The sequence below is a fragment of the Azotobacter vinelandii CA genome (genome assembly GCF_000380335.1).
In the GTDB taxonomy this organism is placed as follows: domain Bacteria; phylum Pseudomonadota; class Gammaproteobacteria; order Pseudomonadales; family Pseudomonadaceae; genus Azotobacter; species Azotobacter vinelandii.
On record NC_021149.1, the window covers coordinates 4870618 to 4896825 of the forward strand.

Genomic DNA, 26208 nt, shown 5'->3' on the forward strand with positions numbered 1-26208 from the left:
TGGGTTGGCCGCTTATCTTTCAGTCATTCGGCGCCTTGCGGTCCGCACGAAAGGCTCCGCACGCCCGCTGCACCACGATTCATCGGGGTCTGACCGGCTGTCGCTGGCAATGCAGGAAGCGGGCCCCTAGAAAAGAGCGCTGCTTTATATCAGAAAGCCCCCCATGGAGCAAGAATCGCCCGGTCCCGCGCGGACTGCCGCGGCCTCCTCGCATTGCTCCCCCCTGCCGCTTGGTCTAGGGTAGGTTCTTTCGTCGGAAGGCCCGTCCTTCAGCCATCGCAGGAGCCCCGCATGCGCCTCGCCCTTCTCCCCCTGCTGTTCGCCCCGTTGCTGGCCCAGGGCGCCAGCCTCGTCGTCTGCACCGAGGCCAGCCCCGAGGGGTTCGATGTGGTGCGCTACAACTCGTTGACCACCACCAATGCCTCCGCCGACGTGCTGATGGACCGCCTGGTCGAATTCGATCCGCAGAGCGGCCAGTTGCAGCCCGGCCTGGCAAGGAGCTGGCAAGTCTCCACGGATGGCCTGGTCTACGACTTCCGGCTGCGCGAGGGCGTGGCCTTCCATCACACGCCCTGGTTCAGCCCGAGCCGGACCTTGAATGCCGAGGACGTGCTGTTCAGCTTCCAGCGCATGCTCGACCCCGGCCACCCCTGGCACCGAAGCGCACCGAGCGGCTATCCGCACGCCCAGTCGATGCAGCTCGGCGAACTGATCCGCAAGGTCGAAGCCGTCGATCCGCTGCACGTGCGCTTCACCCTCGCCCGTCCCGACGCCACTTTCCTCGCCACCCTGAGCATGGGCTTCGCCTCCATCTACTCGGCCGAGTACGCCGCCCGGCTGCTGGCCGCCGGTACGCCGGAGAAACTCGACAGCCAGCCGGTCGGCACCGGTCCCTTCGTTCTCAAGCGTTATCAGAAGGACGCGCTGGTGCGCTATCTGGCCAACCCCGACTACTTCGCCGGAAAGCCCGCGGTCGACGGGCTGGTACTGGCCATTACGCCGGATGCAAATGTGCGCCTGCAGCGCCTGCGCCGCGGCGAATGCCAGATCGCCCTGTCGCCCAAACCGCAGGACGTGCGCGCGGCGCAGGACGATCCGAGTCTCGCGGTGGCCGCCACGCCGGCTTTCATGACCGCCTTCGTCGCCCTCAACAGCCAGCACCCGCCACTGGACAGACCCGCGGTGCGCCAGGCGATCAACCTCGCCTTCGACAGGACCAGCTACCTGAAAGCGGTGTTCGAAAACAGCGCGCAGCCGGCCGAAGGGCCTTATCCGCCTACCACCCGGAGCCATGCCACCGACCTGCCGGGCTATCCCCACGACCCGGCCAAGGCCCGCGAGTTGCTGGCCGGCGTCGGGCTGGCGGAGGGCTTCAAGACCACTATCTGGACACGCCCGGGCGGCAGCCTGCTCAACCCCAATCCCACGCTCGGCGCCCAGTTGCTGCAGGCCGACCTCGCCCAGGTCGGCATCCAGGCGGAGATCCGGGTGATCGAGTGGGGCGAGTTGATACGCCGCGCCAAGGCTGGCGAACACGATCTGCTGTTCATGGGCTGGGCCGGCGACAACGGCGATCCGGACAACTTTCTCACCCCGCAGTTCGCCTGCGCCTCGGTCGAGTCGGGACTCAACTTCGCTCGCTACTGCGACCCGAAACTGGACCGACTGATCGCCGAAGGCAAGCGCAGCAGCGACCAGGCGGAACGCACCCGGCTATACGAGGAAGCGCAGAAGCTGATCCACGAACAGGCGCTCTGGGTGCCGCTGGCCCACCCCACCGCCGCCGTACTGCTGCGCAAGGGTGTCGAGGGCTACAGGGCCAACCCGTTCGGGCGCCAGGATTTCGGCAAGGTACGACTGGATCGCTGAGAGAAAGGGAGAAATCCGCGAAGACGGCAGCAGCGCTGCCGTCCGTGAGTATGCTGCGCGGTTATCCCTACGGGAAAGGAGGCTATGCCAGGATCGAGCCCTTGAGCTTGTTCAGGGCGCTCTTTTCCAACTGGCGAATGCGCTCGGCGGAAACCTTGTACTTGGCCGCCAGGTCGTGCAGGGTGGCCTTCTCCTCGGCCAGCCAGCGCTGATAGAGGATGTCGCGGCTGCGCTCGTCGAGTCCTTCCAGGGCCTCGTGGAGGTTGGCTGCGGCGCTGTCGCTCCAGTCGGCCTCCTCCAACTGGCGCGCTGGATCGTAGCGCTGGTCTTCCAGGTAATGGGCCGGCGCCTGGAAGACGCTGTCGTCGTCGGCATCGGCGGCCGGGTCGAAGGCCATGTCCTGGCCGCTCAGGCGGCTTTCCATCTCGCGCACTTCATGCGGCTCGACGCCCAGGCTCTCGGCCACGGCGTCGACTTCCTCGTTGTTCAGCCAGGCCAGGCGCTTCTTCTGGCTGCGCAGGTTGAAGAACAGCTTGCGCTGCGCCTTGGTGGTGGCGATCTTGACGATGCGCCAGTTACGCAGGATGAACTCGTGGATCTCGGCGCGGATCCAGTGCACCGCGAAGGACACCAGGCGCACACCCATTTCCGGGTTGAAACGCTTGACGGCCTTCATCAGACCGACGTTGCCTTCCTGGATCAGGTCGGACTGGGCCAGACCATAACCGGAATAGCTGCGGGCGATATGGACGACGAAGCGCAGGTGCGCCAGCACCATTTGACGTGCAGCGTCCAGATCCTGTTGGTAGTAGAGACGGTCGGCCAGTTCGCGCTCCTGTTCGGCCGTCAGCAGCGGGATGCTGTTGACCGCATGCACGTAGGCCTCCAGGTTGGCTCCTGGGACCAGGGCGGAAACAGGTTGCAGAGAAGTGGTCATGCGAATCCTCCGACTCACTGGGGAATTGGCAGTGTAGCATCAGGATATTCGACTGCAAGCCATCGCAAAAGCTCCGCGGCGGAGCACGCGAGCCGCCCGGCGGCTCAGCGCGGCGCCAGTTCGCTCAGGTGCCGTGCCACCGCCAGCCAGGCGCCGACATAGCCGAGCAGGACAGCCCCCAGCAGCAGCGACAAGCCATCCTCCAGCGGCACTCCGCCAAGGGCGAAATCGCTGCTGTAGAGCCCGGCCAGTTGCAGCACCGCCGCATTCAGCCAGTCGAGTCCGTAGGCCAGCACCAGCCAGGCCAACAGCCCGGCGCCACAGCCGTACAGCGTGCCCATGTAGAGAAAGGGCCGGCGCACGTAGCCGTCGGTGCCACCGACCAGCTTGATCACCTCGATCTCGCTGCGGCGGTTCTCGATGTGCAGGCGGATGGTGTTGCCGATCACCAGCAGAAGGGCCAGCACCAGCAGCAGGGTGAGGCCGAAGACGAAACGTTCGCCGAGCGCGAGGATCGCGCCGAGACGCTCGACCCAGAGCAGGTCGAGCTGCGCCAGTTGCACGCCGGAAAGATCCGCCAGGTACTCGCGCAGGGTTTCCAGACCGGCCTTGTCGATCTGCCGGGGCGTGACCAGGATCACCCCGGGCAGCGGGTTTTCCGGCAGTCCCCGCAGCGCCTCGCCAAGCCCCGACTGGCGCTGGAACTCCTCCAGCCCCTGCTCGCGGCCGATCCACTCGGCCTCGGCCACCTCCGGCAGTTCGGCGATTCTCGCCCGCAGACGCTCGCCCGCCGCATCGTCCACATCCATCTGCATGTACAGCGAGATCTGCGCGGCGCGCTGCCAGGAGCCGCCGAGCCGCTCGATGTCGCCGAGCAGCAGCGACAGCCCCATGGGCAGACTGAGGGCGACGGCCATCGCCAGACAGGTGAGGAAGCTGCCCAGGGGCTGCCGGGCGAGCCGGCGCAGGCTGTCGAGCAGGCTGGCGCGGTGGCTGTCCAGCCAGGCCAGCAGCAGCGTGGAGAAGTCCGGCTCGGTGCTCTTCGGCGCCTGCCTGGGCAGGGCGCCGACCCGTTCGGAAGGCCGTGGCTCGGGCATGTTGGAGTCGCTCATCAGGCGGCCTCCCCATCGGCGATCAGGCGCCCGCGCTGCAGGGTGAGCAGACGGTGGCGCATGCGTGCGATCAGCGCCAGGTCGTGGCTGGCGATCAGCACCGTGGTGCCGAGACGGTTGATATCCTCGAACACCTTCATGATTTCCGCGGCCAGGCGCGGGTCGAGGTTGCCGGTCGGCTCGTCGGCCAGCAGCAGGGCCGGCTGGTGGACCACCGCGCGGGCGATGCCGACCCGCTGCTGCTGGCCGGTGGAAAGGTCGGACGGAAATTGCTCGGCCTTGTCCTGCAGACTGACCCGCTCCAGGGCGAGCAGGGTGCGCCGGGCGATCTCGTCCTTGCGCAGGCCGAGAATCTTCAGCGGCAGGGCGACGTTGTCGAACACGCTGCGATCGAACAGCAATTGATGGTTCTGGAACACCACGCCGATCTGCCGGCGCAGGAAGGGAATCTGCGCGGTGCTGATGCCCGCCAGATCCTGTCCGGCCAGCAGCAGTTGGCCACTGGTCGGGCGCTCCATGGCCAGCAGCAGGCGCAGCAAGGTGCTCTTGCCGGCGCCGGAATGGCCGGTGACGAAAAGGAACTCGCCATGCCGCACGTGGAAGCTCAGTTCGTGCAGGCCGACATGGCCGTTGGGATAGCGCTTGCCGACCTGTTCGAAGCGGATCATTGCGCCGGCTTCTCCGCGAACAGCGCGCGGACGAACTCCTCGGCAGCGAAGTCGCGCAGATCGTCGACGCCCTCGCCGACCCCGATGTAGCGGATCGGCAGGCCGAACTGCCTGGCCAGGGCGAAGATCACCCCGCCCTTGGCGGTGCCGTCCAGCTTGGTCAGCGCGAGGCCGGTGATCTCCACCGCCTGGTTGAACTGCTTCGTCTGGTTGATGGCGTTCTGCCCGGTACCGGCATCCAGCACCAGCAGCACTTCGTGGGGCGCCGCCTCGTCCAGCTTGCCGAGCACCCGGCGGACCTTCTTCAACTCCTCCATGAGATTGTCCTTGGTGTGCAGGCGGCCGGCGGTGTCGGCGATCAGCACATCCATGCCGCGCGCCTTGGCGGCCTGCAGGGCGTCGAAGATCACCGAAGCGGAATCCGCGCCGGTGTGCTGGGCGATCACTGGAATCCGGTTGCGTTCGCCCCATATCTGCAACTGCTCGACGGCGGCGGCGCGGAAGGTGTCGCCGGCGGCGAGCATGACCTTTCTGCCCTCCTGCTGCAGGCGCGCGGCCAGCTTGCCGATGGTGGTGGTCTTGCCGACGCCGTTGACGCCGACCACCAGGATCACATAGGGCCGCTGTTCGGATTCGAGTACCAGCGGCTGCTCGACCGGCCTGAGCAGCGCGGCCAGTTCCTCTTGCAGGGCACGGTACAGCGCTTCGCTGTCGGCCAGCTCCTTGCGCGCCACCCGTTGGGTCAGACTCTGGATGATCGCGGTGGTCGCCTCGACGCCGACGTCGGCGAGCAACAGGCGGGTCTCCAGCTCTTCCAGCAGTTCGTCGTCGATCGCCTTCTCGCCGAGGAACAGACTGGCCATGCCCTCGCCGAGGGTCGAGCCGGTCTTGGCCAGCCCCTGGCGGAGACGGGCGAAGAAGCCGGACTTGTTCGGCCGCGGCGCGGGCTGGGCAAGCGGAACCGACGTCTCGGCCTCGACGGGCCGCTCCGGCTCGGGCGTCGGCGCGCCGTGGGCGGCGCCGCGCCAGCGGCTAGAGAAGACCGCCTCCTCCTCGGCCTCGGCGATGGCCGCTTCAGCCGCTGGCGGCGGCGCGGACGGCACATCGGTCGACTCCACCACAGCGTCCAGGGGGAACGCCTCGACGGTCGCCGGCGGTGCTTCGGTGACAGGCGGCTGCGGCTCGACCGCCTCCGGGGTCTCGACGGCCCGCGGCGGTTCGCTGCCGAGCGCGGGGACCTCTGCCTCGGGAGCGGGCGCCGGTGTGGCCTGCTCCTTCTTGCGGAACCAGCCGAACAGGCCTTTCTTCTCTCCGGCCTCGGCCGGCTTCTTGTCGTCGTTTGAACCAAACATGCAGACGGCTTTCTCACGGGGACGATGAAACCGGCGGGCTCGGCCGCCGGCGAAGTCGGGCAGGGACGGGCCATCGGTCCATCCCTCCAGGAACCGTGCGTGCGACTTTCATCGCACAGGGCCCAAGCCTACCTGAAACCAGGAGGCGGCCGGCGACGCACGGAAAGGGAACTGCAAGCAGCCTGGCGATTATCTTAAGTCGCCATGGAACAGTTCTACCATTCTTTTCTGGCCGAGGCCCCGCGCCTGGACCCCAGGGTCTGCGCGCGCCTTACCCGCGCTCCCACAGTTCGAAGGCATACCCTGGCGCCTGCGCCGTGGCCGGATGTTCCTCGCGGGAAACGAGGCGCCAGTCGGCGGGATTCCACGCGGGAAAGAAGGCATCGCCCTGCGGGGCGAGGTCGACGCGGGTCAGATAAAGGCGTTCGGCCCGCGGCAGGCTTTCGACATAAAGCTGCGCGCCGCCGATCAGCATCAACTCGCCGGCGCCCTGCTCCCGGGCCCAGGTATCGGCGCGGGTCAGGGCGGCATCGAGCGAGGCGAAGGTTTCGGCGCCTTCCAGAACGAGGCCGGGCTGGCGGCTGACCACCAGGTTGAGCCGGCCGGGCAACGGACGGCCGAGGGAGTCCCAGGTCTTGCGGCCCATGATGACCGGCTTGCCGAGGGTGGAAGCCTTGAAGTGCCTGAGGTCCGCCGGCAGGTGCCAGGGCAGGCGGTTGTCGCGACCGATCGCACCATTGGCGGCGACGGCGGCGATCAGGGCGAGAGGGAGCCGGGATTCGTTCATGGCGACGAGGATAGCAGAGCCCGGCTTCGCCCGCCGTCACGCAATCGCCATCGGAACGTTATCCGCTCATCGCCGAAGCGTCATCCGGCTCCGGCAGGCTGGGCGCTTCATGTCCCAAGGAGAGGAACCCATGCCCCGCCCGCAGTCCCCACGTCCCGGCCAGTCCCTGGCCGCCGCCGCCCTGCTGCTGCCCCTGCTCGCCTGCGCCGCCCCGGAACCGCCGGCAGCGGCGCATCCCCGGGCCGAAGAGCCCAGTCCGCTGGTCATCGCCCACCGCGGCGCCAGCGGCTACGTGCCGGAGCACACCCTGGCCGCCTACGCGCTGGCGGTATTGCAGGGCGCCGACTACGTCGAACCGGATCTGGTGATGACCCGGGACGGCCAACTGGTCGCTCGCCACGACAATCAGTTGGACCTAACCACCGATGTCGCCGCGCGTCCCGAATTCGCCGACCGCCGGCGCACCAGGAATGTCGACGGCGTCGAGCTGACCGGCTGGTTCAGCGAGGACTTCAGTCTGGCGGAGATCAAGACCCTGCGCGCCATCGAGCGCATCCCGGCGATCCGCCCCGGCAACGCCCGCCTGGACAAGTCCCTCGAAGTGCCCACCCTGCAGGAAATCATCGACCTGGTGAAGAGCCTGGAGAAGAGCCAGGGACGACGCATCGGCCTGTACCTGGAAACCAAGCACCCCACCCACTTCCAGCACCTCGGCCTGGCCATGGAGGAGCCACTGCTGGAAATCCTCCGCCGCAACGGCTACCACGGCCGCCATGCTTCGGTGTACATCCAGTCCTTCGAGGTGGAGAACCTCAAGACCCTGCGCCGGCTGAGCCCGCTGCGCCTGGTCCAGTTGTTCGGCTCCGGCCAGCCCTACGACCAGACGGTGATCGGCAGCGCCCTGACCTACGAGCAGATGGCTACCCCTGCCGGGCTGCAGGCCATCGCCGCCTACGCCGACGGCGTCGGCCCGGACAAGGGCTATGTGATCCCGCGCGACGCCAACGGCAACCTCGGCAGCCCCACCGACTTCGTGCCCAATGCCCATGCCGCCGGCCTCAAGGTGCATCCCTACACCTTCCGCGCGGAGAACAATTTCCTGCCGCTCGAGTTGCGCAGCAGCGCCAACCCCGCCGAACACGGCGATCTCGAAGCGGAAATCCATGCCTTCCTCGACGCCGGCGTCGACGGCCTGTTCAGCGACAATCCGGACATCGCCCTGCGCCTGCGCGCGCAACCGTAAGCGCCCTGCCGGGCGCGCCAGGCGCGCCCGCATCGACTTACCCGCGGCCGAGCCTGAACGGTTATCCTCATGGGCAGGAACCGAATCGCCCTCGAGAGACCGTGTGAGTACCCCATCGACCGATTTCCACCGCCTCTGGCTGACCGAAACCATCCGTCTGCGCGAAGAGTTCGCCGGCCCGCTGGAGGACGGCGAAGCCAACCGCCGCGCCCGCGCCGCCGGGGGCGGCCTCGCCCGACGCATCCAGACCCGCGCCCTGTGGCTGGCCGAACGCGACGGTCTGCTCGCCGCCCTGCGTCACTGGCGCCAGGGCGGCGGTCTGGCGCTGGCCGTCCTGCTGGCCATCGCCCTGGCCGGCGGCGCCGGCATGGCCATGGCCGCCCTCGGCAGCGGCCAGAAAGGCCCGATCAACGTGTTCTGGGCCCTCGGCAGCCTGCTCGGCCTGCATCTTCTGACCCTCTGCGGCTGGCTGCTCGGCCTGCTCTTCGCCGGCGACAGCGGCGGCGCCCTCGGCCGCCTGTGGCTATGGCTCAGCGAGAAGTTCGCCCGCGATGCCCGGGCGGCGCAACTGGTTCCGGCACTGCTGCTCCTGCTGCAACGCCAGCACCTCGGCCGCTGGGCGCTGGGCCTGCTGGTCCACGGCCTCTGGCTGCTCGCCCTGGCCATCGCGCTGGTCACCCTGCTGGCGCTGCTGTCGACCCGCAGCTACGGCTTCTACTGGGAAACCACCCTGCTCGACGGCGACACCTTCGTCGCCCTGACCCAGGGCCTCGGCGCCCTGCCGGCGCTGTTCGGCTTCGGCCTGCCGGACCCGGCCACCATCCGCGCCAGTGCCGACCAGGCGCTGACCGCCGAATCCGCGCGCCAGGCCTGGGCCGGCTGGCTGCTCGGCGTGCTGCTGGTCTACGGCCTGCTGCCGCGCCTGCTGCTGGCCCTGCTCTGCCTGAGCCGCTGGCTCTCCGGCCGCGCCCGCCTGGCCCTGGACCTGTCGCTGCCCGGCTACCGCCTGCTCGCCGAGCGCCTGCAACCCTCCAGCGAACGCATCGGCGTCTGCGACGCGGCGCCCGAGGTCATGCCCGGCATTCCGGCCAGCGCCCTCGGCGCCCCGCTCGAGGGCGCCTCCGCCCAACTGGTGGCGGTCGAGCTGGACGAGGGCCGCTCCTGGCCGCCGACGCTGCCCAGCACGGTCGGCGACGCCGGCATCCTCGACAGCCGCGAACAGCGCCGGCGGCTGCTCGACCGCTTCGCCGAACGGCCGCCAGTGCGTCTGGCGGTGGCCGTCGACCCGCTGCGCTCACCGGACCGCGGCACCCTGGCGCTGCTCGGCGAACTCTCGCGCAGCGCCAAGCAGACGCGGATCTGGCTACTACCGCCGCCGCCCGGCGAAGAGCTGGACGAGGAACGCCTGGACGACTGGCGCATCGCCCTCAACCAACTGGGCCTGCCCCACGGCAGCGACAGCCCGCTGGCCTGGCTGGAGAGCGGACATGACTGAGCCGTTGAAACTCGTCGTGGTCGGCCACACCAACGTCGGCAAGACCTCGCTGCTGCGCACCCTGACCCGCGACACCGGCTTCGGCGAGGTCTCGCACCGGCCGAGCACCACCCGCCACGTCGAGGGCGCGCGCCTGTCGGTGGATGGCGAGCCGCTGCTCGAACTGTACGACACGCCCGGCCTGGAGGACGCCATCGCCCTGCTCGAACACATCGAACGCCTGGATCGCCCCGGCGAGCGCCTCGACGGCCCGGCGCGGATCGCCCACTTCCTCGACAGCGCCGAGGCGCGCCAGCGCTTCGAGCAGGAAGCCAAGGTGCTGCGCCAGTTGCTCGGCTCGGCCGCCGGTCTCTACGTGATCGACGCCCGCGAGCCGGTGCTGGCCAAGTACCGCGACGAACTCGAGGTGCTCGCTGCCTGCGGCCGGCCGCTGCTGCCGGTACTGAACTTCGTCGCCCGCGCCGGCACCCGCGAGGATGCCTGGCGCGCCGCCCTGGCCCGCCTCGGCCTGCACGCCATGGTGCGCTTCGACACCGTGGCACCGCCGCAGGACGGCGAGCGGCGCCTCTACGAAAGCCTCGCCCTGCTGCTGGAGTCGGCCCGTCCGCAACTGGAGCGGCTGATCCGCGCCCACGAGGCGCAGGCCGCGGAGCGCCTGGACAGCGGCAACCGGCTGATCGCCGAACTGCTGATCGACGTCGCCGCCTGCCGGCGCCGCGTCGAGGCCCGTGCCGAGCCGGAACAGGAAGCTATCCGCGAGTTGCACGAGGCCGTGCGCCAGCGCGAGCAGCGCTGCGTCGAAGCCTTGCTGCGCCTCTACGCCTTCCGCCCGGAAGACGCCGCCGCCGCCGACCTGCCGCTGAGCGGCGGACGCTGGGGCGACGACCTGTTCAACCCGGAGACCCTGCGCCTGCTCGGCGTGAAGATCGGCGGTGGCCTGGCCGCCGGCGCGGCGGCCGGCGCCGGGGTCGACCTGCTGGTCGGCGGGCTGACCCTGGGCGCCGCCACCCTGATCGGCGCGCTGGCCGGCGGCGGCGCGCAGACCGCCCGCCACTACGGCAGCCGCATCATGGGCAAGTTGCGCGGCGAACGCGAACTGACCGTGGACGACGCGGTACTGCGCCTGCTCGCCCTGCGCCAGCGCCAGTTGCTCCAGGCCCTCGCCAGCCGCGGCCACGCCGCGCAACAGGCGATCCGGTTGGACAATCCGCAGGACAGAAGCTGGCGCGAGGATCGGCTGCCCGAGCCCCTGCACAAGGCCCGCGCCCACCCGGAATGGTCGACGCTCAATCCCGGCCGGCGGCGCGAGCAGGCCGAGCGCCAGGAACAGATCCAGGTACTGGCAGCGGAGCTGGGGTAGGTCTGCGTCCAGGTTAGGTGGCGAACCTCCTTGCCCCCGCGACACAGACGACTGCGCCCAGCGTTGCGATCAGCATCGTCCCGCTCACCGTTTCATGGAGAAACAACGCCGCCAGGCCAAGGCCGAAGAACGGCTGGAGCAACTGTAACTGGCTGACAGCCGCGATGCCGCCTTGCGCCAGGCCGCGATACCAGAACACGAAACCGATCAGCATGCTGAACAGCGAAACGTAGGCCAAGCTGAACCATGCCGGCGCCCCCACATGCGCAAACGATGCAGGCATCGAGAACAGCGCCAATGGAAGCATGATGGGCAGCGCCAGCACCAGCGCCCAACTGATGACCTGCCAGCCACCCAGACGGCGGGACAAACGCGCGCCTTCCGCATAGCCGAGGCCGCACAAGACGACGGCAGCCAGCATCAACAAGTTGCCCGCCGGTGATATTTCGATGCTGCCTTTGGCGGCATAGCCTGCGACGAATGCACTTCCAAGCAGAGAAAACAGCCAGAAAGCCGGCCGGGGGAATTCGCCTCCGCGAACCACGCCGAAGATCGCTGTGCATAACGGTAGCAGCCCCAGGAAGACGATCGAGTGCGCAGCAGAAACATGCCGCAGAGCCAGCGCGGTCAGCAAAGGGAAACCGATCACTACACCCAGCACTACGATGGCCAGCGAAGGCACTTCCGCCAGTGTTGGACGGCGTTGTCGAAACACCAGCAGCAAGGCCAATCCCAGCAATGCGGCAATGGCCGCCCTGGCGCATGTGAGGAATATAGAGTCAAAATCCATGACGGCTGCACGTGTGGCCGGCAGCGAACCGGCAAAAATCACCACGCCTAGAAATCCGTTGATCCACCCACTTGTCGTCTTATCCATTGCCGACCCCGTTCCGATTGCCTTGCAGTTCATCACGGGAACATCGAGCTGGCCATGCACAATCCAACACAATTACGAGTAACTGTTATGTATTGAAAACCAGTACAGTTGGGAAGAATGTCAGTGAGCCAGCGCCAAACACGCATCAATGTCGTCATGGAGGCGATCCGCTCGAGAATTGCCTCCCGCTCCTATCCGCCGGGCACGCGCCTGCCGTCCGTGCGCGCGCAAGCCAAGGCGATGGGAGTTTCGGTATCCACAGTGGTGGAAGCCTACGAGCGGTTGGCTGCCGAGGAAGTCATCTGCGCACGTCCCGGCTCCGGGTTCTACGTCTGCGGGCCTGTCGCCCCCTTGGCTCTGTCGGAGATCGGGCCGCCGCTGGATCGGGAGGTCGATCCGCTGTGGGTTTCGCGTCAGTCGCTAGAGGCGGGCGCGTCCCTGCTCAAGCCCGGTTGTGGCTGGCTTCCAGCCGCGTGGATGTATGAGGCGGGAATGCGCCGGGCATTGCGGGCGACCGCAAGAGCCGACGCCGCGGTGCTTTCCGACTATGCCACACCGCTGGGTTTGCCGGCGCTGCGCCAGCTTCTCGCCCGACGCATGGCCGCCGCGGACATTGAGGCACGGCCCGAACAGCTCATGCTGACCGAATCCGGCACTCAGGCCATCGACCTGATCTGCCGCTTCTTCCTAGAGGCGGGAGACACCGTACTGGTCGATGATCCCTGCTACTTCAACTTCCACGCCTTGCTGCGGGCGCATCGCGTGAAGACAGTGAGCGTGCCGTTCACCCCGAACGGGCCGGACGTGGAGGCGTTCGAGGCCGCCTTGCGCGAGCATTCGCCACGTCTCTACATCACCAACTCGGGCATCCATAACCCGACAGGCGCGACGCTTTCCCCAGTCATCGCACACCGGCTCCTGAAGCTGGCCGACAACACGAATCTCGTCATCGTCGAAGATGACATCTTCGCGGATTTCGAGGTCAGCCCGGCACCGCGCTTGGCTGCTTTCGACGGTCTTTCGCGGGTGATTCACATCGGCAGCTTTTCCAAGACCATTTCGGCCTCGCTGCGCTGCGGCTATGTCGCCGCGCGCGCCGACTGGATCGACCGCTTGGCCGACCTCAAGATCGCGACCAGCTTCGGAGGTGGCCAACTGGCTTCTGCCATCCTGCTGGCCGCATTGACCGACAGTGGATACCGCAAGCACATGGAGGGCGTTCGCATCCGTCTGGCCGAGGCAAGGAACAAGACCATAGTCCGTCTCGATGCGATAGGCATCACACCCTGGATCATTCCGCAGGCGGGCATGTTCATCTGGTGCCGATTGCCCCGAGGCATCGATGCGGCGGATGTCGCTCGGTCCTGCCTGAGGGAAGGAGTGGTACTGGCTCCCGGCAATGTCTTCAGCCAATCGCAGGACGCGAGTGGCTTCCTGCGTTTCAATGCCGCGCAATCCATGGACGTACGGGTGTTCGACACCCTGGCGAGGGTCTTGCCTGCTTAGTGGTCGAGCTGGCCATTACTGACGTGTCGGCGTCACGCATCACCGGGCTCTCGGGCCGCGCCCCGTGCTGCCGGTGGTGTCACGGCCATGCGGCACCAACCCTAACGCCTCGACGCACCAATCGGGTGATGATGAACGAGCCCGCCATCTGCCGGCCGGGCTCAGATCGCCACCGGCGCCTTGATGTGCGGATGGGACTGGTAGCCGACCAGCTCGAAGTCCTCGAAGCGGAAGGCGAACAGGTCCTTCACGTCGGGGTCGAGCTGCATGGTCGGCAGCGGCAGCGGTTCGCGGGAGAGCTGCAGGTCGGCCTGCTCCAAGTGGTTGGCGTAGAGGTGGCAGTCGCCGCCGGTCCAGACGAACTCGCCGGGCGCGAGGCCCGTGACCTGCGCCATCATCAGGATCAGCAGCGCGTAGCTGGCGATGTTGAAGGGCACGCCGAGGAAGATGTCCGCCGAGCGCTGATAGAGCTGGCAGCTGAGCCGGCCATCGGCCACGTAGAACTGGAACAGCGCATGGCACGGCGGCAGCTTCATCTCGTCGATCAGCGCCGGGTTCCAGGCCGAGACGATCAGCCGGCGCGAATCCGGGTTGTCGCGGATCATGTTCACGACATTGGCTATCTGGTCGATGTGCCGGCCGTCCGGTGCCGGCCAACTGCGCCACTGGTAGCCGTAGACCGGGCCGAGGTCGCCGTTCCCGTCGGCCCACTCGTCCCAGATCGACACGCCGTTTTCCTTCAGGTAGCGGATGTTGGTGTCGCCCTTCAGGAACCACAGCAGCTCGTGGACGATGGATTTGAGGTGGCACTTCTTGGTGGTGACCAGCGGGAAGCCCTCGGCCAGGTCGAAGCGCATCTGGTGGCCGAACACGGAAAACGTGCCGGTGCCGGTGCGGTCGCTCTTGAAGGTGCCGTGCTCGCGCACCAGGCGCATCAGGTCGAGGTACTGTTTCATGGGAGGGGCTGGCTGCGCGACGGAAAGGGCCGCACATTATGCCCGGACCGGCCGGTCCTCAAGAAGCCCTGGCAGTCGGCCAGGGCAGGCGTCGCGCCGGCGGCGCCTGCCGTCGCCTCAATGGGCGAGCCGAGCCTCGCGGCGGTAGGCCCAGGCCATCATCCCGGCGCCGCCGAGGATCATCGGCAGGCAGAGCAACTGGCCCATGGTCAGCCAGCCGAAGGCGAGGTAGCCGAGTTGGGCGTCCGGCACCCGGACGAACTCGACGATGAAGCGGAAGATGCCGTAGCAGAGGGCGAACAGCCCGGACACCGCCATGGTCGGTCGCGGCCGGCGCGAGTAGAACCAGAGGATGGCGAACAGCGCCACGCCCTCCAGAGCGAACTGGTAGAGCTGCGAGGGATGGCGCGGCAACTGCTGCGGATCGCTGGGGAAGATCATCGCCCAGGGCAGGTCGGTGGCCTTGCCCCACAGCTCGGCATTGATGAAGTTGCCGATCCGCCCGGCACCCAGGCCGATCGGCACCAGCGGGGCGATGAAGTCCATCAGTTCGAAGAAGCCCTTGCCGTTGCGCCGGGCGAAGATCCAACTGCACAGGAGCACGCCGAGCAACCCGCCGTGGAAGGACATGCCGCCGCGCCAGACCTGCAGGATCAGACTCGGATCGTGCAGGTAGGCCGGCAGGTCGTAGAACAGCACGTAGCCGAGCCGGCCGCCGGCGATCACCCCCAGGGCGACCCAGAACACCAGGTCGGAAAGCTTCTCGCGGCTCCATTCCGGGGCGAAACCGGCCAGGCGGCGTGCGGCCAGCCACCAGGCGCCGCCGATGCCGATCAGGTACATCAGGCCGTACCAGTGCACCTTCAACGGGCCGAGGGCGATGGCCACGGGATCGATTTGCGGATAAGGCAGCATCCGGGACTCCTCAGAACAGGAAATACAGTCCGACGGCGGACAACTGCAGGGCGAACAGGCGCTTGAGCAGGCGCGGCGGCAGTCGGTGCGCCAGGTTGGCGCCGAAGCGGGCGAAGAACATGCTGGTGGCGGCGATGCCGAGCAGCGCCGGCAAGTAGACGAAGCCCAGGCTCCAGGCCGGCAGATGGGTCTCGTTCCAGCCGACGGCCATGAAGCTCAGCGCGCTGCACAGGGCGATCGGCAGACCGCAGGCCGCCGAGGTCGCCACCGCCTGCGGCATCGGCACGCTGCGCCAGGTCAGGAAAGGCACGGTGAGCGAGCCGCCGCCGATGCCGAAGATCGCCGAAGCCCAGCCGATCACCACGCCGGCCAGGCCGAGGGCGGACTTGCCGGGCACCCCGCGGCTGGCCCTGGGCTTGAGGTCGAGGCCCATCTGCAGGCCGACGGCGATGGCGAACACGCCGATGATCTTCTGCAGCATCGGCCCCTGGATCGCCGCGGCGGTCAGGCTGCCGAGCACCGCACCGACGAGGATGCCGGCCGTCAGCCAGACGAACAGCGGCCAGAGTACCGCCCCCCTGCGGTGATGGGCGATCACCGAGTTGATCGACGTGAAGACGATGGTGGCGAGCGAGGTACCTACCGCCAGGTGGGTCAACACGGCCGGATCGAAGCCCTGCGCGGTGAAACTGAACACCAGCACCGGCACTATGATTATTCCACCGCCGATGCCGAACAGTCCGGCCAGCACACCGGCCACGGCCCCCAGCGGCAGATACAGCAGAAACTCCATCTCTACCCCCTTTCGAAAAGCGGCATGGTACCGGAATTGGCCGGGCGATGAGGGATTCGCAGCCCTTGCCGGGTCCAGGCATCGCCGTTAGCTTCCGCCCATGACCTTCGGCAGGAAGTCCCATGTGCCTGATCGTTTTCGCTTGGCGTCCCGGCCATGCCACGCCCCTGGTGCTGGCCGCCAATCGCGATGAATTCTACGCCCGCCCTTGCCGGCCCCTGGCGGCCTGGCCGGAGGCGCCGGGCGTGCATGCCGGACGCGATCTGGAGTCCGCCGGCACCTGGCTGGGCGTCGCGCCCGACGGACGCTTCGCCGCCGTGACCAATATCCGCGACCCGAGCCAGCCACGGGGCCGGCGCAGCCGCGGCGAGCTGCCGGCCGGCTTCCTGCTCGGCGAACTGTCGCCCGAAGCCTACCTGGCGCAGGTGGCGGAGCGGGCGCGGGACTATACCGGCTTCAACCTGCTGGCCGGCACGGCCGGGGAGCTCTGGTACTACCACGCCCGGGAAACGGCACCGCGGCGCTTGCCGGAGGGTCTCTACGGCCTTTCCAACGCCGCGCTGGACACGCCCTGGCCGAAGCTGCGCCGCGCCAAGGCGGCCCTGGCCGCGTGCCTGGAAAGGCCACGCGCGGACTGTCTGCTGGCGGCGCTGCAAGACCGAAGGCCGGCAGCGGACGCGGAGCTGCCGGACACCGGCGTCGGCCTGGCCAGGGAACGCCTGCTCTCGAGCGTGTTCATCGCCAGTCCGGACTACGGCACCTGTTCGAGCAGCGTGCTGATCGTCGCGGCGGACGGCTCGCGGCAACTGGTCGAGCGCCGCTTCGGCCCCAGCGGCGCCCCACTCGGCGAGGTGCGGCTCGAGCTTCCGCCCTAACTGACCACGATGCAGTCCCGCTGCCGCTTGGCCTGGTAGAGCGCCGCATCCAGGCGGCGCACCAGGTCGCCCGGCGCCTCGTCCGCGACCATCTGCGCCACGGCGAAACTGGCGGTGAGCGGCATCGGCAAAGCGACATCGATCCGCCGCAGGTTCAGGCGCAGGCGCTCCGCCAGCGACCCGGCCGCCGCCGCATCGGTTTCCGGCAGCAACACGATGAACTCCTCGCCGCCCCAGCGGGCGAAGCAATCCACGTCCCGCAGATCCTGGCGCACCGCCTGCGCGACCGCGACCAGCACCCGGTCCCCGGCCTGGTGACCGAAACCATCGTTGATCCGCTTGAAATGGTCGAGGTCGAACATCAGTAGTGCACAGGGATGGCCATGGCGTTGCAGGCGATGCCATTCGACCTGCAGTTGCCTTTCGAGGCAGCGGCGGTTGGCGATCTGGGTAAGCGGGTCGATCTCGCTGAGACGCAGGGCCTGTGCGGCCTGCTCGGCCAGGGCCCGGTTTGCCCGGCGCAAGGCTTCGGTGCGCGCCGCCACCAGGTCTTCGAGGGCCTGGTTGAGCGCCAGCAGTTCCTGATTCTTGCGCTGCAGGGCCAGCTCGGCCAGCTTGCGCTCGTGTATGTTGCGGTGCGCGCCGATCATCCGGGTCGCCCGCCCCTCTTTGTCGAACTCGACGAAACGGCCGTGATCGCTGATCCACAGGTAGTCGCCGTTGCGGCAGCGGCAGCGGTATTCCTCTGCGTAGACGGGGTGCGTCCCGTCCAGATAGGCCCGGAAGCCGCGCATGACCCGCTCGAAGTCTTCCGGGTGGATCACCTGGTGCCAGGTCAGGACGTTCTCCGGCAGGCTGTCCACGGCGTAACCGAGCATGGAATACCAGCCCGGACTGCGCTTGACGTGGTCGGTGCGGATGTCCCAGTCCCAGATGCCGTCGCTGACGATTTCCAGCGCGAAACGCAAGGTCCGCGCGATGGCCTCGTGAGTCGCACCATAGACGCTGTCGCTAACCTTGAGGTCATCCATAAAGCTCCGCTCCGGACTGGCCGCCAATTACGCCGCCGGAGGCGCTTCTCCAGGCCGGCGCGGCTCCAGGAGGCTGCAGGCTTCAGCTCTGCAGCGAAGCCACCGGATTGATCACCCGGCCAAGGCCGAGGTTGCGCAGAGCCAATTGCAGAGTGCTGTGGATGACCTGCGGGTTGTCGATGGCCATTAGTCGATCGAGCAGCTCGCGGGCCTTGCTCAGGGTGATCTGGCGTAGCAGCCATTTGACCTTGGGCAGGTTGGTGGCGTTCATCGACAGGCTGTCAAAACCCATCGCCATCAGCAGCACCGCCGCCGAGGGGTCGCCGGCCATCTCACCGCAGATGCTCACCGGCTTGCCTTCGGCATGGGCGTCCTGCACCACCTTGTTGAGCGCCTGCAGCACCGCCGGGTGCAGGTAGTCGTAGAGGTCGGCGACCCGCGGGTTGTTGCGGTCCACCGCCAGCAGGTACTGAGTCAGGTCGTTGGAGCCGACCGAGAGGAAGTCCACCAGGCGCGCCAGTTCGCGGGTCTGGTAGACCGCCGCGGGGATCTCCACCATCACCCCCACCGGCGGCATGGGCACGTCGGTGCCCTCGTCGCGGACCTCGCCCCAGGCGCGGTGGATCAGGTGCAGCGCCTCGTCCAGCTCATGGATCGAGGAGATCATCGGCAGGAGGACGCGCAGGTTGTTCAGCCCCTCGCTGGCCTTGAGCATGGCGCGCACCTGCACCAGGAAGATCTCCGGGTGGTCGAGGGTGACGCGGATGCCGCGCCAGCCGAGGAAGGGGTTGCTCTCCTTGATCGGGAAGTACGACAGCGACTTGTCGCCGCCGATGTCCAAGGTGCGCATGGTCACCGGCAGCGGATAGAAGGCGGACAACTGGTCGCGGTAGATCGCCAGTTGCTCCTTCTCGCTGGGAAAGCGCTCGTTGTTCATGAACGGCACTTCGGTGCGGTACAGCCCCACCCCTTCGGCACCGCGCTCCTGGGCGCGGGCGACGTCGGCCAGCAGGCCGGTGTTGACCCACAATGGCAGGCGGTGGCCGTCGAGGGTTTCGCAGGGCAGTTCGCGCAGGGCGTCGAGGCCCTGGGTCAGTTGACGCTCCTCCTCGACCAGGTCGGCGAACTGCTGGCGCAGCATGTCGCTGGGATTGGTGTAGACCTCGCCGTGGTAGCCGTCGACGATCAGGTCGATGCCGTCCATCTTCGAATAGGGCAGATCGACCACGCCCATAACCGTGGGGATGCCCATGGCGCGGGCGAGGATCGCCACGTGGGAGTTGCCCGACCCCTGCACCGAGACCAGGCCGACCAGCTTTCCCTCGGGCAGTTCGCCGAGCATCGCCGGGCTCAGCTCCTCGCTGACCAGGATGGTGTTGTCCGCATAGACCATGGCCTGCTGGCGGGCCTGCTGCAGGTAAGCGAGCAGGCGCCGGCCGAGATCCTTGACGTCGGAGGCCCGCTCGCGCAGGTAGGCATCGTCCATCAGTTCGAAGCGCTTGACGTGCTCGTTGACCACCTGGCGCAGGGCACCCTGGGCCCACTGGCCGGTCCTGATCACCCGCTGTACCTCGCAACCCAGGGAGGCATCATCGAGCATCATCAGATAGACGTCGAACAGGGCGCGCTCCTCGGGGCGCAACTGGGTGGCGAGCTTGGCGGACAGCGCACGGATGTCGGCTCGCACCGCCTCGAGGGCGTTGCCGAACAGTTCCAGTTCGGCCTTGAGGTCCTCGGCCGGCTTGTCCGGCACCACGTCCAGATCGGCCGGCGGCAGCACCACCACGGCCTTGCCGACGGCGACACCCGGTGCGGCCGGCACGCCGACGAAGCGCGCCTCCTGGATACCCTTGCCCTGTCGGCCGAGGCCGCGGATCGAGCCGGTGGCCTCGGCATGGGCGATGACGCCGGCGAGCTGCGCGCTCATGGTCACCAGGAAGGCCTCCTCGCCCTCGTCGAACTCGCGGCGCTCCTTTTGCTGGACGACCAGCACGCCCATCACCCGCCGATGGTGGATGATCGGCGCGCCGAGGAAGGAAGCGTAGCGCTCCTCGCCGGTCTCGGCGAAGTAACGGTAGCGCGGATGGGCGGCGGCGTTCTCCAGGTTGAGCGGCTCCTCGCGGGTGCCGACCAGGCCCACCAGGCCCTCGTTGGAGGCCATGCTGACCTTGCCGATGGAGCGCTTGTTGAGCCCGTCAGTGGCCATCAGGACGAAGCGGTTGGTCTCCGGGTCGAGCAGATAGACCGAGCACACCTGGCTGCCCATGGCTTCCTTGACCCGCCGCACGATGATGCCCAGCGCCGTTTTGAGATCCTTGGCGGAGTTCACTTCCTGGACGATCTTGCGCAGCGTGTTGAGCATGGCCCGCCTTGAGCTCCGTCTGATCAATCCCGTGCCAGCAGGCGCGGTGCGAGTTCTTTCAGCGCACGCCGGTAGACCTCGCGCTTGAAGGCGACCACCTGGCCCAGCGGATACCAGTAGCTGACCCAGCGCCAGCCATCGAACTCCGGCTTGCCGGTGAGATCCATGCGTACGCGCTGCTCGTCGGAGAGCAGGCGCAGGAGAAACCACTTCTGCTTCTGGCCGATGCACAGCGGCTGGCTGTGCGAGCGCACCAGGCGCTGCGGCAGGCGGTAACGCAGCCAGCCACGGGTGCAGGCGAGGATCCGTACGTCCTGCGGCTCCAATCCGACCTCCTCGTTGAGTTCGCGGAACAGCGCCTCTTCCGGCGATTCCCGTGCGTCGATGCCGCCCTGCGGAAACTGCCAGGCATCCTGGTTGATCCGCCGCGCCCAGAGCACCTGGCCAATATCATTGGTCAGGATGATGCCGACATTGGGGCGAAATCCATCGGGGTCGATCACGGCAGCGAACCTTGAAAACGCATGTGCCCGCATTGTTCCACAAAAAGGTGCGCGCCAGAAGCGGGCTGGACAAGGGGCCGGAACGCCGATGCCCTTCCGGCTCGCGCCGCACAACCGTTATGCTTCGCCGCATTCCCGACTTCCCTTCCCTGACCGAGGTTCTAGCGTGCGTCTGGCTCTATTCGATCTCGACAACACCCTGCTGGCCGGCGACAGCGACCATGCCTGGGGCGACTGGCTCTGCGAGCGCGGCATCCTCGACGGCGAGACCTACAAGGCGCGCAACGACGCCTTCTACCAGGACTACCTGGCCGGACGGCTGAACATCGTCGACTACCTGAACTTCAGCCTGGAGATCCTCGGCCGCACCGAAATGGCCGTGCTCGAAGAGTGGCACCGGGCGTTCATGCGCGAATGCATCGAGCCGATCATCCTCGCCAAGGGCCGCGAGCTCATCGAGCGGCACCGCGACCAGGGCGACAAGCTGGCGATCATCACCGCCACCAACCGCTTCGTCACCGCCTCCATCGCCGCGCGCCTCGGCGTCGATACCCTGCTCGCCACCGAGTGCGAGATGGCCGACGGTCGCTACACCGGCCGCACCACCGACGTACCCTGCTTCAAGGAGGGCAAGGTCGAGCGCCTGCACCGCTGGCTGGCGGAAACCGGCCATTCGCTGGAGGGCAGCCACTTCTATAGCGACTCGCACAACGACCTGCCGCTGCTCGAACGGGTCAGCCACCCGGTGGCGGTCGACCCCGATCCGCGTCTGCGCGAAGAAGCCGAGCGGCGCGGCTGGCCGGTGATCTCCCTGCGCTGAACTGGCGTAGCCCCGTCGGCGGGCGGGTAATTCGCCGGGTGGAAACGGCGCAGTCCCATCCACCCGCACCTGCGGGCTCCGCTGGAGCGGACTCGTCCGCGACCGCCGGTGTTCGGCCTGGCCCTTGCAAGGGCCAGGCTTCAGACGGGCTTGGCCACCATCAGCCAGAGGGTGGTGGCGAAGCAGGCCAGCCCGAGCAGCGCCAGCACCAGGCTGAACCAGAGGCTCTTCCGGCGCCGGCCGGCGACCCGCGCCGCCAGCCACAATCCGCAGACCGCCCCCGGCAGGAACAACAGCGAGCTGCCGAGCAGCCAGATCTGCCCCAGCGGCCAGCCGGCCAGATGCGCCAGCCACCAGCCGCTGACTGGCAGGGCGATCAGGCAGAGCAGCAGCAGGACGGCGCACAGCGCCGGCCAGGGCGAGGCACGCGCGGGCGCCTCCGCTTCCGCTCCCTCCGCTATCGCCCCCTCCGCATCCGGGGCCGCCGGCTCCGGTCCCGCCGCGTCCGCCTCCGTCTCGGCGCCGGCCGGCGCCGCCCCTGCCGGACGGGGCCGCGCGCGCCAGCAAAGCCCGGCGAGCGCGAAGAAGGCCACGAACAGCAGCACGCCGGCCACGCCATGGAGCATTTTGAGCAGCGCGAAGTGTTCCATCGTTCGGTCCTTTGAAGTCGGGTGGATGGGCGTTCGAGTCAGCCGAGGAACAACCGGTAGGCCGGGTTGTCGGTTTCGTCCCAGTACGGATAGCCGATGGCGTCCAAAGCCGCCGGCAACAGGTGGCGCTCGCCCGCCGGCACCTGCAGGCCGGCCACCACGCGGCCGTCGGCGGCGCCATGGTTGCGGTAGTGGAACATCGAGATGTTCCAGCGTCCGCCGAGCTTGCTGAGGAAGTTGAACAACGCGCCGGGCCGCTCGGGAAACTCGAAGCGCAACACCACCTCGTCGCTGACGCCCGCCGCATGGCCGCCGACCATGTGGCGGATATGCAGCTTGGCCATCTCGTCGTCGGTCAGGTCGAGTACGGGAAAGCCCTGCTCGCGCAGGCTGGCCACCAGTTGCTCGCGCGGATCGTTCTCCGGGTGGGTTTGCACGCCGACGAAGATGTGCGCATGGTCCGGGCGGTTGTAGCGGTAGTTGAACTCGGTGATCTGCCGCTTGCCGATGGCCTGGCAGAACGCCTTGAAGCTGCCCGGCTGCTCGGGGATGGTCACGGCGATGATCGCCTCGCGCTTCTCGCCCAGTTCGGAGCGCTCGGCCACATGGCGCAGGCGGTCGAAGTTGATGTTGGCACCGGAATCGATGGCCACCAGGGTCTGCCCGCTCGCCCCTTCGCGCTCGACGTAGCGCTTGATCCCGGCCACCGCCAGGGCACCGGCCGGCTCGGTGATCGAGCGGGTGTCGTCGTAGATGTCCTTGATCGCCGCGCAGATCTCGTCGGTACTGACAGTGACCACCTCGTCCACGTGATGGCGGCAGATGTCGAAGGTGCAGGCGCCGATCTGCGCCACCGCCACCCCGTCGGCGAACAGCCCGACCTGCGGCAGCACCACCCGCTCGCCGGCGGCCATGGCCATCTGCAGGCAGTTGGAGTCCTCCGGTTCGACACCGATCACCCGGACCTCGGGACGCAGGTATTTCACATAGGCGGCGATACCCGCGATCAGTCCGCCGCCGCCGACCGGCACGAACACGGCGTCCAGCCGGCCCGGCTGCTGGCGGAGAATCTCCATGGCCACCGTGCCCTGCCCGGCGATCACGTCGGGATCGTCGTAGGGGTGGATGTAGACGTAGCCCTTCTCCTCGACCAGCTTCAGCGAATGGGCCAGCGCATCGGGAAAGGCGTCGCCATGCAGCACCACCTTGGCGCCGCGCGCGCGCACCGCCTGGACCTTGATCTCCGGGGTGGTCCTCGGCATCACGATGACCGCCTTGATGCCCAGGTGCCTGGCCGCCAGGGCCACGCCCTGGGCATGGTTGCCGGCCGAGGCGGTGACCACGCCGCGCGCCAGCTCGGCCTCGCTCAGCCGGGCCGCCTTGTTGTAGGCGCCGCGGATCTTGAAGGAGAACACCGGCTGCAGATCCTCGCGCTTGAGCAGGATCTGGTTGCCGAGACGTTCGGAGAGCTGGCGGGCAGGCTGCAGGGGAGTTTCGACGGCGACGTCGTAGACGCGCGAGGTAAGGATCTTCTTGACGTACTGTTCGAGCATCGGCGGACATCGGAAAGCTGGAAAGGAATGGGCCAGTCTACCCCGTCAGCGTCCCGGCCGGCCACCCGGCGGGCGCCGGGCCGGAGCGGACACGGTTATAATCACTCCATCTCTCCCATCCGACGAAGACCCCACATGACCCAGGACCAGCTCAAGCAGGCCGTGGCCCAGGCCGCCCTCGACCACATCCTTCCGCAGCTCACTCGGCAGAGCATCATCGGCGTCGGCACCGGCTCCACCGCCAATTTCTTCATCGACCTGCTGGCTCGCTACCGGATGGACTTCGATGGCGCCGTGGCCAGTTCCGAAGCCACCGCCGCCCGCCTGAAAGGCCACGGCATCGAAGTGCACGATCTGAACAACGTCGTCGAACTGGAGTTCTACGTGGACGGCGCCGACGAGTGCAACAAGCATCTGGAGCTGATCAAGGGCGGCGGCGCCGCGCTGACCCGCGAGAAGATCGTCGCCGCGGTGGCCCGGACCTTCATCTGCATCGCCGACGAGAGCAAGCGGGTCGATTTTCTCGGCGACTTCCCGCTGCCGGTGGAGGTGATTCCCATGGCCCGCAGCCATGTGGCGCGCCAACTGGTCATGCTGGGCGGCGACCCGGTCTACCGCGAAGGCGTGGTGACCGACAACGGCAACGTGATCCTCGACGTGTACAACATGCAGATCACCAACCCCAGACAACTGGAGTCGGACATCAACAACATCGTCGGAGTGGTCTGCAACGGGCTGTTCGCCGCGCGTCCGGCCGACCTGCTGCTGCTCGGCACCCGCAACGGGGTGGAGCGCATCGAGCGCCCGCGCCGCTGAGCGACCGCCGGACTCAGGGAGCGGTCCGGCGGAACACGTAGAAGCGGTTCGGCTCGCCGATCACGTAGAGGTTGCCCGCCCGATCCATCGTCACCCCCTCGGCCTGGCGGATGCTGTGGCGCAGGCCGTTGAGGCCGCCGAGCAGGGTCATGAAGCTGAACGGACGCCCTTCGCCATCGAGCTCCAGCAGCAGCCGCGACTCGTCGGACAGCAGCAGGAAATGCCCGCTGTGCGGATCGACCGTCAGCGAGGACAGGTCGCGCACGGGCAGGTCATCGCCCGACAGCGGCCGCGGAGTGCCGACGATCCCCGCGTCGGCGGAAACGTCCAGGCCGAACAGCGCCGGCGGCCGTTCCTGGGCCAGCAGCAGCCGGTTCGTCCGCGCATCCCAGCCCAGCCCCTCGAAGCCCTTGTTGCCGGCCTCGGCGAAACCGAGGTCGTAGCGCTGCGCATCCTTCAGATCGAAACTGTCCGCAGCCGCGGGAAGAGAGAACAGCGCCAGCAGGCGATGGCGCTCGTCGACCATGGCCAGACGCCCGTCGCCGAGCGCCTCCACGCCCTCCGGATCGGCGAAGCCGGTAAGGCGGATGCGCCGCAGAACCGCGCCCTCCGGGCTGAGCTCCAGCAGTTGCGGGTGCTTGCCGGTGACAGTGAACAAAGTATTGGTCTGCGGGTTCCAGGTCAGACCGGAGGTTTCGTCTTCCTCCAGTCCCGGCAGGCTGACCTCCAGCGCCAGGCGGTAGTCGGGCAGCCAGATGCCGGCGGCACGCGCCTGCGGTGTCTCCCGGCACTCCCGCCAGGACAGCCGGATCAGATCGAACCAATGCCACTGGTAGCCGACCAGCAGGACGACCAGGACCGATACCAGCAGGGCCACACGAAACGACAGGCGCCGGAAGGAAGTCCGGGCAAGGGAAAAAGACAGCGGCATGGATTGGTTTCCGCAAGACGAGACAGACCGCAAGCCTGCCAGAGCCAGCTTGCCTGAAAATTAAAATCGGGATGAAAGGCCGGGCGGCCGGGTACGCCGCGCGCCCGACCGAAGGTCTCAGAGCACCCGGCTTTCGAAGCGGGACAGCCCGGTCAGCTCCAGCACCAGACGATCGCCGCTGGCGAACGGGCCGACGCCGGCCGGCGTGCCGGTGGATACCACGTCGCCCGGCTGCAGGCTGAAATGCCCGGCGATGTGCTGGATCAGCGCGATGATGGGATTGAGCATGTCGCGGCTGTTGCCGTCCTGGCGCAGCTCGCCGTTGATGGTCAGACGGATGCCGATGTCGGTGAGATCCTCGACGGCATCGCCGGACACGAAGGGCGCCAGCACATAGGCGCCGTCGAAGGACTTGGCCAGTTCCCAGGGCAGCCCCTTTTCCTTGAGTCTGGCCTGCACGTCGCGCAGGGTCAGGTCGAGGGCCGGAGCGAAGCCGGAGATGGCGTCGCGCACCTCCTCGGCGCCCGGCTGGTGCGACAGCGGCTTGCCGATCAGCACGGCGATTTCCGCCTCGTAGTGCACCGAGCCACGGTCCTGCGGAATGCTGAAGCCGCCTTCCAGCGGCACCGTGCAACTGCCCGGCTTGATGAACAGCAGGGGCTCGGTCGGCACCGGGTTGTTCAGCTCCCGGGCGTGCTCGGCGTAGTTGCGGCCGACGCAGACCACCTTGCCCAGCGGGTAGTGGATGCGCGTACCGTCGAGGTATTGGTGCTGGTAACTCATGCAAGGCTCCTTGT

General features: G+C 67.8%; 24 protein-coding genes. 8 read left to right on the forward strand and 16 right to left on the reverse strand.

What is annotated here, in order from left to right:
• The first annotated feature begins 291 nt into the window (after nucleotides 1-291).
• On the forward strand, nucleotides 292-1869 hold the full coding sequence (locus AVCA_RS21960; protein ID WP_012703272.1) for an ABC transporter substrate-binding protein: 1578 nt from the start codon (nucleotides 292-294) through the stop codon (nucleotides 1867-1869).
• Nucleotides 1870-1951: 82 nt separating this feature from the next.
• Here the strand turns inward: AVCA_RS21960 and rpoH are convergent, their stop codons facing one another.
• The 5 genes from rpoH to AVCA_RS21985 form a co-directional block, all read right to left on the reverse strand.
• Nucleotides 1952-2806, reverse strand: coding sequence for an RNA polymerase sigma factor RpoH (gene rpoH / locus AVCA_RS21965; RefSeq protein WP_012703273.1), 855 nt, complete (start codon nucleotides 2804-2806; stop codon nucleotides 1952-1954).
• 104 nt (nucleotides 2807-2910) lie between these two features.
• Complete coding sequence (ftsX, locus tag AVCA_RS21970) at nucleotides 2911-3918, reverse strand: permease-like cell division protein FtsX (protein ID WP_012703274.1); 1008 nt, start codon at nucleotides 3916-3918, stop codon at nucleotides 2911-2913.
• Nucleotides 3918-4586, reverse strand: a complete 669-nt coding sequence (gene ftsE / locus AVCA_RS21975) for a cell division ATP-binding protein FtsE (protein ID WP_012703275.1) — start codon at nucleotides 4584-4586, stop codon at nucleotides 3918-3920. Before ftsE ends, ftsX begins: the two co-directional genes overlap by 1 nt.
• Nucleotides 4583-5938, reverse strand: a complete 1356-nt coding sequence (ftsY, locus tag AVCA_RS21980) for a signal recognition particle-docking protein FtsY (RefSeq protein WP_012703276.1) — start codon at nucleotides 5936-5938, stop codon at nucleotides 4583-4585. The genes ftsE and ftsY overlap by 4 nt, the downstream gene beginning before the upstream one ends.
• Nucleotides 5939-6209: 271 nt before the next feature.
• A complete protein-coding gene (locus tag AVCA_RS21985; RefSeq protein WP_012703277.1) occupies nucleotides 6210-6725 on the reverse strand; it encodes a dihydrofolate reductase in 516 nt (171 codons plus the stop codon).
• Nucleotides 6726-6855: 130 nt separating this feature from the next.
• Here AVCA_RS21985 and AVCA_RS21990 point away from each other — a divergent pair, with 130 nt between their 5' ends.
• The 3 genes from AVCA_RS21990 to AVCA_RS22000 all read left to right on the forward strand — a co-directional run bounded on the left by AVCA_RS21990 (nucleotide 6856) and on the right by AVCA_RS22000 (nucleotide 10823).
• Complete coding sequence (locus AVCA_RS21990) at nucleotides 6856-7968, forward strand: glycerophosphodiester phosphodiesterase (protein ID WP_012703278.1); 1113 nt, start codon at nucleotides 6856-6858, stop codon at nucleotides 7966-7968.
• Nucleotides 7969-8071: 103 nt separating this feature from the next.
• Nucleotides 8072-9463 (forward strand): DUF2868 domain-containing protein, encoded by a 1392-nt coding sequence (locus AVCA_RS21995; protein ID WP_012703279.1) that lies wholly within the window; start codon nucleotides 8072-8074, stop codon nucleotides 9461-9463.
• Nucleotides 9456-10823 (forward strand): GTPase/DUF3482 domain-containing protein, encoded by a 1368-nt coding sequence (locus tag AVCA_RS22000; protein ID WP_041807444.1) that lies wholly within the window; start codon nucleotides 9456-9458, stop codon nucleotides 10821-10823. Before AVCA_RS21995 ends, AVCA_RS22000 begins: the two co-directional genes overlap by 8 nt.
• A 13-nt stretch (nucleotides 10824-10836) precedes the next feature.
• Here AVCA_RS22000 and AVCA_RS22005 read toward each other — a convergent pair whose 3' ends face one another.
• Nucleotides 10837-11700 (reverse strand): DMT family transporter, encoded by an 864-nt coding sequence (locus AVCA_RS22005; RefSeq protein WP_012703281.1) that lies wholly within the window; start codon nucleotides 11698-11700, stop codon nucleotides 10837-10839.
• Between the two features lie 123 nt (nucleotides 11701-11823).
• Between AVCA_RS22005 and AVCA_RS22010 the strand changes: the two genes are divergently transcribed.
• A complete protein-coding gene (locus AVCA_RS22010; RefSeq protein ID WP_012703282.1) occupies nucleotides 11824-13206 on the forward strand; it encodes an aminotransferase-like domain-containing protein in 1383 nt (460 codons plus the stop codon).
• Nucleotides 13207-13367: 161 nt separating this feature from the next.
• Here AVCA_RS22010 and AVCA_RS22015 read toward each other — a convergent pair whose 3' ends face one another.
• The 3 genes from AVCA_RS22015 to AVCA_RS22025 all read right to left on the reverse strand — a co-directional run bounded on the left by AVCA_RS22015 (nucleotide 13368) and on the right by AVCA_RS22025 (nucleotide 15870).
• Entirely contained in the window at nucleotides 13368-14162 is a 795-nt protein-coding gene (locus tag AVCA_RS22015) for a thymidylate synthase (protein WP_012703283.1), read from the reverse strand.
• Between the two features lie 117 nt (nucleotides 14163-14279).
• Nucleotides 14280-15077, reverse strand: a complete 798-nt coding sequence (lgt, locus tag AVCA_RS22020) for a prolipoprotein diacylglyceryl transferase (RefSeq protein WP_012703284.1) — start codon at nucleotides 15075-15077, stop codon at nucleotides 14280-14282.
• A 10-nt stretch (nucleotides 15078-15087) separates the two neighbouring features.
• On the reverse strand, nucleotides 15088-15870 hold the full coding sequence (locus AVCA_RS22025; protein WP_012703285.1) for a sulfite exporter TauE/SafE family protein: 783 nt from the start codon (nucleotides 15868-15870) through the stop codon (nucleotides 15088-15090).
• Between the two features lie 122 nt (nucleotides 15871-15992).
• Between AVCA_RS22025 and AVCA_RS22030 the strand changes: the two genes are divergently transcribed.
• Nucleotides 15993-16745 (forward strand): NRDE family protein, encoded by a 753-nt coding sequence (locus AVCA_RS22030; RefSeq protein ID WP_012703286.1) that lies wholly within the window; start codon nucleotides 15993-15995, stop codon nucleotides 16743-16745.
• On the opposite strand, the gene AVCA_RS22035 is transcribed toward AVCA_RS22030, so the two are convergent.
• The 3 genes from AVCA_RS22035 to AVCA_RS22045 all read right to left on the reverse strand — a co-directional run bounded on the left by AVCA_RS22035 (nucleotide 16742) and on the right by AVCA_RS22045 (nucleotide 20641).
• Nucleotides 16742-17776, reverse strand: a complete 1035-nt coding sequence (locus tag AVCA_RS22035; RefSeq protein ID WP_012703287.1) for a GGDEF domain-containing protein — start codon at nucleotides 17774-17776, stop codon at nucleotides 16742-16744. The two genes, AVCA_RS22030 and AVCA_RS22035, sit on opposite strands and share 4 nt — an antisense overlap.
• 82 nt (nucleotides 17777-17858) lie before the next feature.
• Nucleotides 17859-20138, reverse strand: a complete 2280-nt coding sequence (ptsP, locus tag AVCA_RS22040; protein ID WP_012703288.1) for a phosphoenolpyruvate--protein phosphotransferase — start codon at nucleotides 20136-20138, stop codon at nucleotides 17859-17861.
• 23 nt (nucleotides 20139-20161) lie between these two features.
• Nucleotides 20162-20641 (reverse strand): RNA pyrophosphohydrolase, encoded by a 480-nt coding sequence (locus AVCA_RS22045; RefSeq protein ID WP_012703289.1) that lies wholly within the window; start codon nucleotides 20639-20641, stop codon nucleotides 20162-20164.
• 166 nt (nucleotides 20642-20807) lie between these two features.
• On the opposite strand from AVCA_RS22045, the gene AVCA_RS22050 reads away from it, so the two are divergent.
• Nucleotides 20808-21461: a histidinol-phosphatase gene (locus tag AVCA_RS22050; RefSeq protein WP_012703290.1), complete on the forward strand. Its 654-nt coding sequence runs from the start codon at nucleotides 20808-20810 to the stop codon at nucleotides 21459-21461.
• A gap of 140 nt (nucleotides 21462-21601) precedes the next feature.
• Here the strand turns inward: AVCA_RS22050 and AVCA_RS22055 are convergent, their stop codons facing one another.
• On the reverse strand, nucleotides 21602-22111 hold the full coding sequence (locus AVCA_RS22055) for a DUF2269 family protein (RefSeq protein WP_012703291.1): 510 nt from the start codon (nucleotides 22109-22111) through the stop codon (nucleotides 21602-21604).
• 38 nt (nucleotides 22112-22149) lie between these two features.
• Nucleotides 22150-23664, reverse strand: a complete 1515-nt coding sequence (gene ilvA, locus AVCA_RS22060) for a threonine ammonia-lyase, biosynthetic (protein ID WP_012703292.1) — start codon at nucleotides 23662-23664, stop codon at nucleotides 22150-22152.
• Between the two features lie 135 nt (nucleotides 23665-23799).
• Between ilvA and rpiA the strand changes: the two genes are divergently transcribed.
• Nucleotides 23800-24480: a ribose-5-phosphate isomerase RpiA gene (rpiA, locus tag AVCA_RS22065; protein ID WP_012703293.1), complete on the forward strand. Its 681-nt coding sequence runs from the start codon at nucleotides 23800-23802 to the stop codon at nucleotides 24478-24480.
• A 13-nt stretch (nucleotides 24481-24493) separates the two neighbouring features.
• Here rpiA and AVCA_RS22070 read toward each other — a convergent pair whose 3' ends face one another.
• Together AVCA_RS22070 and AVCA_RS22075 are read right to left on the reverse strand one after the other, a co-directional pair.
• Nucleotides 24494-25411 carry an SdiA-regulated domain-containing protein gene (locus AVCA_RS22070; RefSeq protein ID WP_012703294.1) on the reverse strand — a complete coding sequence of 306 codons (918 nt, stop codon included), beginning with the start codon at nucleotides 25409-25411 and terminating at the stop codon, nucleotides 24494-24496.
• Nucleotides 25412-25528: 117 nt separating this feature from the next.
• Nucleotides 25529-26194 carry a fumarylacetoacetate hydrolase family protein gene (locus AVCA_RS22075; protein ID WP_041807446.1) on the reverse strand — a complete coding sequence of 222 codons (666 nt, stop codon included), beginning with the start codon at nucleotides 26192-26194 and terminating at the stop codon, nucleotides 25529-25531.
• Nucleotides 26195-26208: the final 14 nt, after the last annotated feature.